Raw genomic sequence first — 12702 nt, 5'->3', positions numbered from 1 at the left:
GCAACGTAGGACCGGAAGTGGAATCAAGAGTACCGGAGCGCCGGGCCAAGGGGCAGATGGCCCGGCGCTCCGGGCTCAGTTGCCGGCGCCGGGCGCCTGCGGGATGGGCGGGGTCTGGACGGCCAGTACCTCGCTCCAGGCGGCGGTGTCCACATCCACGGTCACCTGGTCGCCCTTGCGCATTACGACGACGGGCACCCGGGTGGCCTTGTTGCCGACCAGTGCATGGGTGAGGTCGGCCATGCGCCGCACGGGCTGGCCACCCACGCGCAGGATGCGATCACCGCTGCGCACGCCGAAGTAGGCACTCGGTTCGGTGGTGGTGACCTGCACAACACCGTCACTGGCATCCACCACCAGGTGATGGCCGGCATCGCGCCATTCCAGGCGTGCGGTGTCGGTCTGGGTGGCGGCCAGTACCGGCGCACTGGCCAGCAGCAGGGACAGCAACAACGTGGTGATCTTGGTTCTGGTCTGGCGCATCTCAGGCACTCCGGGTGGCAACGGCAGGGGGCACGGCGGCAGCGCGGCGGGCCGGGCCGAACACAGCGATCTGGCCGAGCAGCCACAGCAGCACCGCACCGATCGGCAGGTAGCTGATGGGCATGCGCGGCAGCTCGTAGTTGTTCATCAGCCACAGATTGATCGTGTAGGCCATCAACATGCCCAGCACGATGCCGACGGTGGCCAGCAGGAAGTTCTCGGTCTGGAAGTAACGCAGGATCTGGCTGCGGGTTGCGCCCAGCGCACGGCGGATGCCGATCTGCTTGGTGCGCTGCTGCACCCAGAAGCTGGCCAGGCCGACGATGCCCAGTGCCGTCACCACCAGCAGAGCGACACACACGGTGATCAGCAGGCCAACCATGGCGCGGTCATTGGCGAAGTACTTTCTGCGCTGTTCTTCGTAGCTGGATTTGCCGCGGATCAGTCGGCTCGAATCGACACGTTCCAGTGCCGTCACCGCCGCCTTGATCACTTCGTCCCGCCGCGCGGGATCGGTGACACGGATCAAGTAGAAGCCTTCCTCATAGGTGGCTCGCAGCGGCAGCATGATCGAGTACTGCATATCGCCGTCAACCTGATTCGGGCGCGCCAGCACCTTGACGATACCGACGATGCGCAGTGGCATGGAGCCGCTGTAGACCGTCTTGCCCAAGGCGTCACCGCCGGGGAACATCTTGTCGGCAATCGCCTTGGTCACGATGATCGCCGAGCCGGTTTTCTCGGCGTCTTCGTCGGTCAGGGCATCCGCTGCGTCGCGGTATTCGTCGCTCTGGAAATCGCGGCCGGCGATCAGTTCCACGCCCAGTGTATCCAGCGCGCCTTCGCGGGCGAAGTACTGGGAGGTGCTCAGCGTCGAGCGTTCCTGGTTGGGGGTCAGCCCCAGGCCGGTGTTCCACGAGCTGTTTCGGAACGGAATCTGGTTCAGCGTGACGGCACTCTTGACGCCGGGAATGGCGTGCAATGCCGCCAGGTCTTCGCGGGTGCGCGCTGCGGCGTTGACCTGGGTGCCGATGCCACCCAGCCGGACTTCGATCAGTTCAGTTTCTGCGATGCCGCTGGGCTGGTTGATCTTTTCGATGCGCTGCCCGATCAGGAACAGCGCGTTGCAAACGATGGCGCAGGTCAGTGCGATCTCGAGCACGATGAGCGCTGCGGCGGTCTTATGCCGGCGCAGGGTCGAGAGGATGGGACGGATATCCATGATGTGCTCCGGATCCTTACTGCGATTTGAGTTGGATGGCGGGCGTGACCTGCATGGCGCGCAGCGCCGGCAGGAACCCGGCCAGCAGGCTGGCGACCAGGGTCAGCGCGAAGGTCATCAGCAGCATCTGCCCGTCCAGCGTGGCCAGCTTGGCGTAGTCCACCGGCTGCTGGCGCACCGCGTACAGACCCAGCATGGCCAGCACCAGGCCAAGCAGGCCACCGGCCAGGCCGACGGTGCCGGCTTCGATGAGCGACTGCATGAAGATCTGACCACGGCTGGCACCCAGTGCCCGGCGCACGCCGATCTCGCCGCTCCGGCGCAGGAACTTGGCCAGCAGCAGGCCCACGGTATTGATCAGGCAGACCAGCAGGAAGCCCATCGCCAACCACAGCTGCAGGCGTACGTCACCGGGGACCACCTTCTTGTAGTCCAGCCACTCCATGACATTGCGCAGGCGCACGTTGTTGGGGCGCTCGAAGCGGCCGGCGGCACGCTGCTGGTCGGAGTAGTTCTCCAGGTAACGGCGGTACTCCGCAGCCTGCCCGGCATTCTCAAGCTCCACCCAGTACTGGATCCAGGTGCAGCTGGCGTTGAGGCCGATCGGGTCGGGCTCGTTGCGGCGGCCGAAGCAGTCCATGCTGCCGCTACGGTCGAACTTCAAATCGATGGCCGTGCTGAACGGCACGAACACATCTTCACTGTCGCCATAGCGACCGGTATTGAGGTCGTAGAAGTGCGGATTGGGGTTCCAGTCGTTGAGTACGCCCACCACGGTCATGGTGTTGCCATTGAGGCGCAGCGATTTGCCGACGCTGTTGGCGCCATCAAAGAGCTTCTGGTTGAGCGTCTTTGAGATCACCGCGACGCGACCGCGACCTTCATCATCCGTTTCCTTCCAGCCCTGTCCGTACAGGAAGGTGGAATCGAACATCGGGAAGAAGTCGCCCGAGGTGAAGCGTGCATCGGTAGAGAATGGACGCAGCGTGCTGTTGTCCGGCTCGATGGTGACGCCGCCACCGGTCATCATCGCTTGGCGCTTGGCGTGTTTCTCGCTCAGCAGCTTGGTGGCATCGAAGCGGGTCAACTGGTCGGCGGGTTCTTCGCCAGGCTGATAGCCAAGCGCCGACTGCGGATCAATCTGCACGCTGAAGAGCCGGTCACTCTTCTGCGGAATCGGATCGCCGGACAGGACATGGAACACGGTCAGCGTAGTCATGGAGGCGCCGATACCCAGCGCGATGGCGATCACCATCAGCGCGGTCAGCACCTTGTTGCGCCGGAAGCTGCGCAGGGCCAGTCGGAAGTAGTAAGCGATCATGGCCGGCCTCAGTCGTTGGCGATGGCAGCGGCAACCGCGGGGCGCGGCGTGGAGAGCACCGGATCGCGCAGCAGGTCGGTGACCTGGCCGTCGACGATGTGCACGTTGCGCTTGGCGCGGGCGGCCAGTTCCGGGTCATGGGTGACCATCACGATCGTGGTGCCCTTGGCGTTGATCTCTTCCAGCAGCTCCATCACACCCCGGGCCATCTGGCTGTCCAGGTTGCCGGTCGGTTCATCGGCCAGCAGCAGGCGGGGGCTGCCCGCCAGCGCACGCGCGATCGCGGCGCGCTGCTGTTGACCGCCCGACAGTTCGGCCGGGTAGTGCTTCATGCGCGAGCCCAGGCCCACCTGGGCCAGCGCATGTTCGATGCGCTGCTTGCGCTCCGCCGCCGGCATGCCGCGGTAGCGCAGCGGCACATCGACGTTGTCGAACAGGTTCAGATCGGAGATCAGATTGAAGCCCTGGAAAATGAAGCCGATCTTCTGGTTGCGCAGGCGGCTGCGGGCGTCATCGCCGAGCTGGCTGACGTCCTGGCCATCCAGCAGGTAGGTGCCGCTGGTGAAGGTTTCCAGCAGGCCGGCAATGTTGAGGAAGGTGGTCTTGCCCGAGCCGGACGGACCGGTCACGGCGACGAACTCGCCCTCGCGGACGTGCAGGTCCAGCGACCGCAGGGCATGGGTTTCCACCTGTTCGGTGCGGAAGACTTTGGCGACCGAGCGCATTTCAAGCATGGCTGTTTTCCTTTGAGGGTCGAGAAGATCGACAGGGACTGAATCAGTTGATGGACACGCGCTCGGCATCGCCGAACAGATCGGCGCCGGAGACCACCACGCGGTCGCCGGGCTGCAGGCCGGAGAGGATTTCCACTTCGCCCAGGCTGCTCACACCGAGCTTGACCGGGCGGCGGACCGCGCTGCTGCCATCCATGACATAGGCGTAGCCGTTGCCCTGTTCGACGAACGGGCCGCGCTCGATCTTGAGCGCGTTGCGGCGGGTATCGAGCAGCACGCGTGCCTGCATGCGCTGGCTCTGGCGCAGGCCCTGCGGTTGTTTGTCGGAGAAACGGATGCGGGCGTTGACCTCGCCGGCCACTACTTCCGGGGACACGGCGGAAATCTCGCCGGCGAACTGGCCGCTGCCGCCGGTGAGCTGTGCGGGCATGCCGATCGACAGCTCGCGGGCGAAGCTCTCCGGCACCTTGATCTCGATCTCGAAGCGGGACAGATCGACCACGCCCAGGATCGGCGCATTGGCGACCACGTTGGTGTGCTGGGTGGCCTGCACCTGGCCGACCTGGCCATCGAACGGTGCGCGCAGGGTGAGCGCGTCGACCTGGCGCTCGACCTCGGTGACCACGGCGCGCTGGCGATCAGCCAACAGGCGCTTGTTGCGGGCGTCCAGATCGGCGCCCTGTGCCTTCAACATCGCATCCTTGCGGGCATGTTCAAGCTGGATGTCGCTCTTCTTGACCGTGTCTTCGGCCTTGGCGACATCGACCTGCGGCACCGCGCCACCATCGAAGCCGCGCTTGTAGCGCTCCAGGTCGCGCACCGCCGCCTGGCGCTCGATCACGGCCTGATCGGTGTCCTTCTGGGCGGTAGCGCGGGCCAGGGTGGCGTCCAGGGTGGCGCGGCTGGCCTCGGCCTGCAGGCCGGCCAGCGTGGCCTGCTCCTGGGCCAGCTTGCTGCGTAGTTCGGGGCTGTCGATCACGGCCAGTTCCTGGCCCTGCTTGACCACATCGCCGGCCACGACCTTCAGGGTCACGGTGCCGGCGGAGATGGCGTACAGCACCGGGTTGTTGGCGGCGATCACGCGGCCGTCGGCGGCGATGTCGCGGACCATGTCGCCCCGGGTGACCTCGGCGACGCGGACACGGGCGCTGTCGAACGACCGGCTGGCCCCGAGCCAGGCGCGGGCGGCGAAGCCGATCGCCAGCAGCACGACCAGGGCGGCGACCGCCGGCCACAGCCAGCGCTTCCACGGGGCGGGCGTGGCGTGCGAGGAAAGGGTCTGGTCCTGGGCGGAAGTGTCGCGGATCATCGGGCTCGTTCGCGGTTGGGTTGCGAAGTACCAAGCAGACTCCGTGCCAACTTTTCACCCTTTGAAAACAATGGCTTGCAGAATCGGTTCAGTGTCCATGTGTCCGCGGACACCTGACCGGACACTTTCGTTAAGCGGACAGCGCCCAAGCCGCCGGGGCCGCCACGCTAGAATGCGAGGCTAACCAGCAGGGATCTGAATCTATGTGCGGCATTGTGGGAGCGATCGCCCATCGCGACGTGGTACCGGTACTCATCGAAGGCCTGAAGCGACTGGAATACCGGGGCTACGACTCCTCCGGCATTGCCGTGATCGATACCTCCGCCGGCGAACCCGACGTTCGCCGCGTGCGCCGTACCGGCCGCGTGGCCGAGATGGAGAAGGCCGCCACAAGCGAAGGCTTCCAGTCGCTGCTCGGGATCGGCCACACCCGCTGGGCCACCCACGGTGGCGTGACCGAAGCCAATGCGCACCCGCACATCAGCCACGGCGTAGCACTGGTGCATAACGGCATCATCGAGAACCACGAAGAACAGCGCGAGAAGCTGCGCGCGCTGGGCTACACCTTCGAATCGCAGACCGACACCGAAGTGATCGCGCACCTGATGCACCATCACCTCAAGGAAGGCGACAGCCTGCTGTCCGCGCTGCAGCGCACGGTCAAGGAACTGACCGGCGCCTACGCACTGGCGGTGATGAGCCGCGCCGAGCCGGACCACTTCGTCTGCGCCCGCATGGGCTGCCCGCTGCTGGTCGGCGTGGGCGAGGGCGAGAACTTCGTGGCCTCCGACGTTTCGGCGATCATCCAGGCCACCCGCACGGTGATCTTCCTGGAAGAGGGCGATACCGCCGATATCCGCCGCGATGGCGTGCAGGTGTATGACGAGCACAACCAGCCGATCGTGCGTGACGTGCACCTGTCCGATGTGTCGCTGGCCTCGCTGGAGCTGGGCCCGTACCGCCACTTCATGCAGAAGGAAATCCACGAACAGCCGCGCGCGCTGGGTGACACCATCGAAGCGGCGATCGACGCCGGTGGCTTCCCGGCCACGCTGTTCGGCAAGAACGCCGAGGCCGTACTGTCGGGCATCGAAGGCGTGCAGATCCTTGCCTGCGGCACCAGCTACTACGCCGGCCTGACCGCGCGTTACTGGATCGAATCCATCGCCGGCCTGCCGTGCAGTGTGGAGATCGCCAGCGAATACCGTTACCGCGCTGCCTACGCCAATCCCAAGCACCTGATCGTTACCATTTCCCAGTCCGGCGAAACGCTGGATACGATGGAAGCGCTCAAGTACGCCAAGTCGCTCGGCCATCTGCATACGCTCTCGATCTGCAACGTGCCCGAGAGCGCGATTCCGCGCGCCAGCGAACTGGTCTGCTACACCCGCGCCGGTGCCGAGATCGGCGTCGCTTCGACCAAGGCTTTCACCACCCAGCTGGCGGCGTTGTTCCAGCTCACCGTGGTGCTGGGCAAGCTGCATGGCCGCATCGATGCTGCGCAGGAAGCGGACTATCTGGAGCAGCTGCGCTTCCTGCCGGGCAGCGTCCAGCACGCGCTCAACATGGAACCGCAGATCGCCGCATGGGCCGAGCGCTTCGCACGCAAGAGCAGCGCACTGTTCCTGGGCCGCGGCCTGCATTACCCGATCGCGCTGGAAGGCGCGCTCAAGCTCAAGGAGATCACCTATATCCACGCCGAGGCATACCCGGCCGGTGAGCTCAAGCACGGCCCGCTGGCACTGGTGGATGAAGACATGCCGGTGGTGGTGATCGCCCCGAACGACAGCCTGCTGGAGAAGGTCAAATCCAACATGCAGGAAGTGCGCGCCCGCGGCGGTGAGCTGTTCGTGTTCGCCGACCAGGACAGCAACTTCGTCGAGTCCGAAGGCGTGCACGTGATCCGCACCCCGCGCCACGCCGGCGTGCTCAGCCCGATCGTGCACACGCTGCCGGTGCAGCTGCTGGCGTACCACACCGCATTGGCCCGTGGGACAGACGTGGACAAGCCGCGCAACCTGGCCAAGAGCGTGACGGTGGAGTGATCCATCCGCACCTGCGATGGTGACGTAGAGAGGGGGCCGGGAGGCCCCCTTTTTTGATGCCTCACCGGCGCAGAACGACGCCCGGCGTGGCGGTGTTTTGCTACGGGGCAGTCTGCTAAGCCACCCGCGGGCGGTAGCCGGCGGCAATCGGCACCGGAACTTTAGTCGTGCCCCACGGCGGCATTCAGCAACGGTTTTAGTCACGGTGCCATTCTCAGGGTCGTCCACTGCTTTCCACGACCAACCCTCCCAGATTTGCAAACTCCTGGCCCAGGGTGCGGTCGTAGAATCGAGTGACCGAGGCCTGCGTGGTACTGCCACCGACCTCGCTGCAATCAGGCGCATCTCTCGACTTCAGTAACCTGTAACAGGAAACAAGAATGAACGTCCGCGAACTCCTGCAATCCAAGAAAGAAGCCATCGTCACCATCGATGTGGAAGACACCATCGGTGCGGCCGCGCACAAAATGAGCGCGCACAAGATCGCCGCCCTGGTGGTCATGAAAGATGATGCGCCGGTAAGGATCGTGTCCGAGAAGGACATCGTGCGCAGCCTTGCGGAAGATGGCCCCCAGGCGGGCCGCCGGGTCATTTCCAGCCTGCCGTCGGCCGGCCTGGAAGGCATCGGTCCAGACGCGACGCTCAAGCAGGCCATGGCGCTGATGACGTACTCCCGCCATCGTCACCTGATGGTGACCGAGGGCGCCAAGCTGGTCGGCATCCTGAGTCTGGGCGATATCGTCAAGAATCTCCTCAGCGAGCTGGAGCTGGAAAAGGCGGTGCTGCAGGACATCTACATGGCCGCGCACTGAGATAGCGCCATCGACATTGACGGGCATTGCCGGCCACTGGCCGGCAACCCCGTACGAGGTCAGTGCTTGCGGTTGATCTCGACGAGCTGCTCAAGGTCATTCTTCAGCAACCGATAGGCGCCATCGCGCGCCTCACCGTCCGGTTGCCGCAGCACCCACGATGGATGCACCGTCGCAAAGGCGCGCGTGCCGTCATCCAGGACGTGCCAGCGCCCGTGGTTCGCCATCAGGTTGAAGCCCGCACCGAACACGGCCGTGGCCGCGGTGGCGCCCAGGCAGACGATCACCTGCGGCCGCACGTTCTCGATTTCCCCCATCAGCCACGGGCGGCAGGCGTTGATGTGGGTGATCTGCGGCTTGCTGTGGATGCGTCGCTTGCCGCGTCGTTCAAAGCGGAAGTGTTTCACCGCGTTGGTCATGTAGAGCGTGCGGCGATCAATGCCGAGCTCGCGCAGCGCGCGGTCGAGCAGTTGACCTGCCGGGCCGACGAACGGATGGCCGCTGAGGTCTTCGCTGTCGCCCGGCTGCTCGCCCACCAGCATGATCCGCGCATCCTGCGGGCCTTCGCCGAATACGGTCTGCGTGGCCGGTTCCCAGAGTGGGCAGCGCCTGCAGGCGGCGGCCGCATCGCGCAGCGCATCGAGCGTGGCCGGTGGGGTGCCCGGCGCTGGCGTTGGTGATGCGATGGATTCCGGGATACGTCGCCGCGGTGCCTGCGCCTCCCGGTCGTGCATCTCCTGCACGCGATCGCCGGCGTCGCGCACCAACTGCGGCAGCAACGTGGCCTCCGGCAGGTGCTTCCAGTATTTCGCCGGCATCTCCTGCTGCATCATCCGGGTGTTCAGACGTGCCGGATTGAAGATGTTGGCGTAATAGGTGCGCCACAGTTCTTCGCGTGCATCATCGACCGGCGCATCGCTTTGGCGGCCTCCGGGACCGAACGACAGCACCTGCCCATCCCAGTGGGCGCTGCGCCCCGGGGTGAGGATCGCCCAGCGCATCCCGGCGAAGCGGCGCGCGAAGAAGGGTGCGACGCGGTCGACGATATGGTGCTCGGGCTCGAACCAGGCGATGAACGCATCGTCCTGACCCGGCACCTCGCGGAAGCGTACGAACGCCTTCATCTTGTGGGTGTCGCGGCGCACCGCCTGGGTCAGTGCCATGGCCCGCAGCACGTCCGCATCGGCCGGGTTGGAGAGCAGGCTGCGTTCGCCGTGCGTGATGCGCCAGAGCATGCGATACAGCAGCGGCATCCGTTGTGGATCGCGATGGCACAGGCAGGTGGCAGCCAGTTCGATGAAGGCTTTGGACACCTGGATCGGTGCCTCGGCCGAGGCCAAGGAAGCGGGATCGAGCGCCGACAGTGACGGTGCATCCAGCAGCGACGCATCCTCGCCCTGCAGCCAATCCAGCTGATCCGGTGCGACGGCGTGGCGCAACGCCAACCGCGCCGCCGTGCGCCACGCCTCCAGCGACCACACCGGGTCGACCCGCACACTCCAGCGCGCCATCTCAGTGCGCGGCCGCGTCGGGGAACAGCGAGCCTTGGCGGGGCGGCGGCGCCAGCCGGGCGCGCAGTGCCGCCGGGTCGTCGAGCGCGCGGTGCGGGTGATGGTCGGCCAACTGCACGAACGGCAGCAGTTTGCTCATCGGCGCGCGCAGGCGGGCCACATCGGCCACCCGCAGACGCCCATGCCGACGGGCCATCAGCACCCGCTTGACGTTGCGCACGCCCAGCCCCGGCACGCGCAGCAGCAGTTCCTTCGGCGCCAGGTTGAGATCGACCGGAAAACGCTCGGGATGGCGGATCGCCCAGGCCATCTTCGGGTCGATGTCCAGATCGAGCATGCCGCCCTGGGTGGTGCTGGTGATCTCGTCCACGCCGTAACCGTAGAAGCGCAGCAGCCAGTCCGCCTGGTAGAGGCGATGCTCGCGCGCCAACGGCGGTGCCTGCAGCGGCAGCGCCTTGCTGGCATCGGGGATGGGGCTGAACGCCGAATAGTAGACCCGGCGCATCCGGTAGTTGCCATATAGATTGTCGGCCGCGCCGAGGATCTGCTGGTCGCTGGCACCGTCGGCGCCGACGATCATCTGCGTGCTCTGGCCAGCCGGTGCGAACCGCGGCGCGCGTGCGCGGCGGCCGCGCGCTGCGGGCGCAGGTGACGGGGCCGATGCGCTGGCGGCTGGCTGAGATTTGCCTGCTTCCTTGGCCTCCTCGATGCGCCAGCGCAGTTCGCCCATCGCGCCGCGGATCGATGGCAGCGACTTCTCCGGCGCGAAGCTGGCCAGCCCAGCCTCGGTCGGCAGCTCGATGTTGATCGAGAGCCGGTCGGCATGGCGGCCGGCCAGCGCGAGCAGTTCCGGCGAGGCTTCCGGAATCGTCTTGAGGTGGATATAGCCGCTGAAGCGGCGTTCCTCACGCAGGACGCGCGCGATCTCCACCATCTGTTCCATGGTGTAGTCGGCATTGCGGATGATGCCGCTGGAGAGAAACAGCCCTTCGATGTAGTTGCGCTTGTAGAAATCCATCGTCAGCGCGACCACTTCCTCCACGCTGAACCGCGCCCGCTGCACGTTGCTGGAGACGCGGTTGACGCAGTACGCGCAGTCGTAGATGCAGAAGTTGGTCAGCAGGATCTTCAGGAGCGACACGCACCGGCCATCGGGCGTGTAGCTGTGGCAGATCCCCATCCCCTCGGTGCTGCCGATGCCGCCCGATGCGCGCGAATCGCGCTTGCCTGCGCCACTGGAGGCGCAGGACGCATCGTATTTCGCGGCATCGGCAAGGATGGCCAGTTTGCGGATCGTCTCCATGGAAAATACCGTACCGGGGCACGATCTCATCCAGTGAGACGCATCAGATACTCCCTGAAGAATTCAGGTTCCGCCTCAGCCTTCGAAGCTCACCTTCACCGAGTCCGCGCTGTAGGTGGCCGGCCCATGGAACACCACTTCGATGTTGTTGCCATCCGGATCCAGTGCAAACGCGGCGTAGTAGCCGGGATGGTACGGCCGCTCGCCCGGCGCGCCGTTGTCCTTGCCGCCGTTGGCCAGCGCCGCGCGGTGGAAGGCCTCGACCGTGGCGCGGTCGCGGGCCTGGAAGGCGAGATGGTGGCGACCGGTGAGCTGGCCGAGCGCCGCCTCGCTGTTCGGCGTGGAAACGAACAGCTCATCGGCCCAGAAATAGGTATCGCCTTCACCGGCGATCGGGATGCCGATCGTGTCGAACACGGCCTGGTAGAAGCGGCGGCTGGCGGCCAGATCCCTGACCACCAGTTGCAGGTGATCGATCAGGCGGCCGCGGTGCAGTTCCATCGTTTCCATACCGACTCCGTTGGGTAGTGGGACGGGCGCAGGTATACCACCGCAGGCCCCGCGTCGCATGGCCGCGGTGTCGACCTTGCTGACCAGGCGCCGGCCTGTGTCGGCCCAGGCCCTTCCGCCCGCCCGCGCGCTGACCTACGCTGCGCACTGGCGTCATGAACGCGCAGGCGGAGGAAGCACGATGCTGTGGATGGTGATGATGGCCCAGGCGGTCGCCGGCGACGCGGGCTACGACCAGGTGCGTGCATGGGCGCAGCGCGATGAGGCCAGCCTGGCCCCGGCGGCCTATGCGGAGATGCTGGACAGCATGAGCCGGGTGGGTGGGGCCGGCTTCACGCGCTGCATGCCGACCCCCGCGCCGGAGACGCTTGCCGCGTTCACCGTGGTGTTGCAGCTGGATGCGCAGGGCAAAGTGGTGCGGACGTGGCGCGAAGGCGACGCGGCTGTCGCGCGTTGTGTGGACGCAGGGTTTGCAGGGAAAACCCTGTTCGTGCCACCGCAGGCGCCGTTCTATGCGGCGTTCGAGTTCCAGGTCCAGCCGTAGCGCCCGCCACGCGCCGATGGAGGCCGGCGCGTCGCGGAGCGTCGGGATCAGGCGATCGGGGTGTTGGAGATGATCTCCACCCAGTAGCCGTCCGGATCCTTGATGAAGGCCAGGTGCTTCATGCGGCCGTCTTCCAGACGCTTCTGGTAAGGCACCTGCAGCTCATCGAAGCGCTTGCAGGCGGCCTGGATGTCCGGCACGGACACGCAGATATGGCCAAAGCCGCGCGGGTCGGTATTGCCGTTGTGATAGACCGGGCCGTCCTGGTTTTCGGTGCCATGGTTGTGGGTCAGTTCGAGCACGCCGGGGAGGCCGGCCATCCACACGCGACGCGCGTCGTCGCCCTCGGGGATCTGCGTGCCGGCCGGCAGCAGCGCCAGGAAGTACAGGCTGAACTCGGCCTCGGGGAAGTTGCGCAGGTCGATCAGGCGGAAGCCGAGCACGCGGGTGTAGAAATCCAGCGAGGCGGTGGCGTCCTTGACGCGCAGCATGGTGTGGTTGAACACGAAGCCGGCGGTCTCGGCAGGCACGTCGGCAGCGACGCCGGGGTGCTCGCGGAGGGAGGCGGGAAGGGTCATGGGAGAAGTCCTGTCACGATGAAAAGAAGCGCGATGACGCGCGTGCGGACAAGTTTACGTAACGCGGGTGAGGTCTGGACAAACGCCTGACAGGGCCACGCAAAAAGTTGCATGTGTAACGAGCGATCGATATCCATCGTTGCTTGTAAAAATAGAGGCGACATCGCGCCCGAACAGGCATGGTGGCGCTTGGCGGCGACGTGCGCGCTGGCTATGCTGCAACGCAGGATGGACGCTGGCGAGTGCGCCGGGTCGATGCGGGTGGCATCGGCGGGAAGGGAGCCGGCAGAGGCCGGCAGGACGGATATCTGCGTGGGGAAACGCGCAGCC

Annotated in this window: 12 protein-coding genes; 3 read left to right on the top strand and 9 right to left on the bottom strand. The window is 65.9% G+C overall.

The genetic code is table 11. The features are described 5' to 3' along the window. Window positions 1-75 precede the first annotated feature (75 nt). Genes ACTT2I_RS15385 through ACTT2I_RS15365 form a run of 5 tightly spaced genes read right to left on the bottom strand, consistent with a single transcriptional unit; the run spans window position 76 to window position 5069 of the window. Window positions 76-483: a PDZ domain-containing protein gene (locus tag ACTT2I_RS15385; RefSeq protein WP_421098941.1), complete on the bottom strand. Its 408-nt coding sequence runs from the start codon at window positions 481-483 to the stop codon at window positions 76-78. A gap of 1 nt (window position 484) precedes the next feature. Beyond that, entirely contained in the window at window positions 485-1705 is a 1221-nt protein-coding gene (locus tag ACTT2I_RS15380) for an ABC transporter permease (RefSeq protein WP_293979267.1), read from the bottom strand. Window positions 1706-1721: 16 nt separating this feature from the next. Further along, the gene (locus ACTT2I_RS15375; protein WP_088433773.1) at window positions 1722-3026 is read right to left on the bottom strand and encodes an ABC transporter permease; all 1305 of its coding nucleotides are present in this window, start codon (window positions 3024-3026) and stop codon (window positions 1722-1724) included. Between the two features lie 8 nt (window positions 3027-3034). Further along, window positions 3035-3760 (bottom strand): ABC transporter ATP-binding protein, encoded by a 726-nt coding sequence (locus tag ACTT2I_RS15370; RefSeq protein ID WP_088433774.1) that lies wholly within the window; start codon window positions 3758-3760, stop codon window positions 3035-3037. A gap of 43 nt (window positions 3761-3803) precedes the next feature. Beyond that, window positions 3804-5069 (bottom strand): efflux RND transporter periplasmic adaptor subunit, encoded by a 1266-nt coding sequence (locus ACTT2I_RS15365; RefSeq protein ID WP_421098942.1) that lies wholly within the window; start codon window positions 5067-5069, stop codon window positions 3804-3806. A 203-nt stretch (window positions 5070-5272) separates the two neighbouring features. On the opposite strand from ACTT2I_RS15365, the gene glmS reads away from it, so the two are divergent. Beyond that, window positions 5273-7114 carry a glutamine--fructose-6-phosphate transaminase (isomerizing) gene (gene glmS / locus ACTT2I_RS15360; RefSeq protein ID WP_088433776.1) on the top strand — a complete coding sequence of 614 codons (1842 nt, stop codon included), beginning with the start codon at window positions 5273-5275 and terminating at the stop codon, window positions 7112-7114. A 380-nt stretch (window positions 7115-7494) separates the two neighbouring features. Beyond that, window positions 7495-7926 (top strand): CBS domain-containing protein, encoded by a 432-nt coding sequence (locus ACTT2I_RS15355; protein WP_088433777.1) that lies wholly within the window; start codon window positions 7495-7497, stop codon window positions 7924-7926. Window positions 7927-7985: 59 nt separating this feature from the next. On the opposite strand, the gene ACTT2I_RS15350 is transcribed toward ACTT2I_RS15355, so the two are convergent. The 3 genes from ACTT2I_RS15350 to ACTT2I_RS15340 form a co-directional block, all read right to left on the bottom strand. Then, window positions 7986-9437 carry a UdgX family uracil-DNA binding protein gene (locus ACTT2I_RS15350; protein WP_421098943.1) on the bottom strand — a complete coding sequence of 484 codons (1452 nt, stop codon included), beginning with the start codon at window positions 9435-9437 and terminating at the stop codon, window positions 7986-7988. 1 nt (window position 9438) lies between these two features. Then, window positions 9439-10740, bottom strand: a complete 1302-nt coding sequence (locus ACTT2I_RS15345; protein ID WP_088433779.1) for a putative DNA modification/repair radical SAM protein — start codon at window positions 10738-10740, stop codon at window positions 9439-9441. Between the two features lie 75 nt (window positions 10741-10815). Beyond that, on the bottom strand, window positions 10816-11250 hold the full coding sequence (locus ACTT2I_RS15340) for a VOC family protein (RefSeq protein WP_421098944.1): 435 nt from the start codon (window positions 11248-11250) through the stop codon (window positions 10816-10818). Window positions 11251-11431: 181 nt separating this feature from the next. On the opposite strand from ACTT2I_RS15340, the gene ACTT2I_RS15335 reads away from it, so the two are divergent. Next, entirely contained in the window at window positions 11432-11794 is a 363-nt protein-coding gene (locus ACTT2I_RS15335) for a hypothetical protein (protein ID WP_088433781.1), read from the top strand. Between the two features lie 47 nt (window positions 11795-11841). Here ACTT2I_RS15335 and gloA read toward each other — a convergent pair whose 3' ends face one another. After that, a complete protein-coding gene (gloA, locus tag ACTT2I_RS15330) occupies window positions 11842-12372 on the bottom strand; it encodes a lactoylglutathione lyase (protein ID WP_088433782.1) in 531 nt (176 codons plus the stop codon). Window positions 12373-12702 lie beyond the last annotated feature (330 nt).

Origin of the sequence: Stenotrophomonas sp. PUT21 (assembly GCF_052232875.1) — a bacterium.
Taxonomy (GTDB): domain Bacteria; phylum Pseudomonadota; class Gammaproteobacteria; order Xanthomonadales; family Xanthomonadaceae; genus Stenotrophomonas; species Stenotrophomonas maltophilia_N.
Note: the sequence above shows the minus strand (reverse complement) of the source record. Positions and strands in the feature narration are given on the sequence as shown.

Bases quoted from the DNA above. Each gene is read 5' to 3' on its own strand.
- ACTT2I_RS15385 (WP_421098941.1), bottom strand. From the start codon at position 483: ATGCGCCAGACCAGAACCAAGATCACCACGTTGTTGCTGTCCCTGCTG.
- ACTT2I_RS15380 (WP_293979267.1), bottom strand. From the start codon at position 1,705: ATGGATATCCGTCCCATCCTCTCGACCCTGCGCCGGCATAAGACCGCC.
- ACTT2I_RS15375 (WP_088433773.1), bottom strand. From the start codon at position 3,026: ATGATCGCTTACTACTTCCGACTGGCCCTGCGCAGCTTCCGGCGCAAC.
- ACTT2I_RS15370 (WP_088433774.1), bottom strand. From the start codon at position 3,760: ATGCTTGAAATGCGCTCGGTCGCCAAAGTCTTCCGCACCGAACAGGTG.
- ACTT2I_RS15365 (WP_421098942.1), bottom strand. From the start codon at position 5,069: ATGATCCGCGACACTTCCGCCCAGGACCAGACCCTTTCCTCGCACGCC.
- glmS (WP_088433776.1), top strand. From the start codon at position 5,273: ATGTGCGGCATTGTGGGAGCGATCGCCCATCGCGACGTGGTACCGGTA.
- ACTT2I_RS15355 (WP_088433777.1), top strand. From the start codon at position 7,495: ATGAACGTCCGCGAACTCCTGCAATCCAAGAAAGAAGCCATCGTCACC.
- ACTT2I_RS15350 (WP_421098943.1), bottom strand. From the start codon at position 9,437: ATGGCGCGCTGGAGTGTGCGGGTCGACCCGGTGTGGTCGCTGGAGGCG.
- ACTT2I_RS15345 (WP_088433779.1), bottom strand. From the start codon at position 10,740: ATGGAGACGATCCGCAAACTGGCCATCCTTGCCGATGCCGCGAAATAC.
- ACTT2I_RS15340 (WP_421098944.1), bottom strand. From the start codon at position 11,250: ATGGAAACGATGGAACTGCACCGCGGCCGCCTGATCGATCACCTGCAA.
- ACTT2I_RS15335 (WP_088433781.1), top strand. From the start codon at position 11,432: ATGCTGTGGATGGTGATGATGGCCCAGGCGGTCGCCGGCGACGCGGGC.
- gloA (WP_088433782.1), bottom strand. From the start codon at position 12,372: ATGACCCTTCCCGCCTCCCTCCGCGAGCACCCCGGCGTCGCTGCCGAC.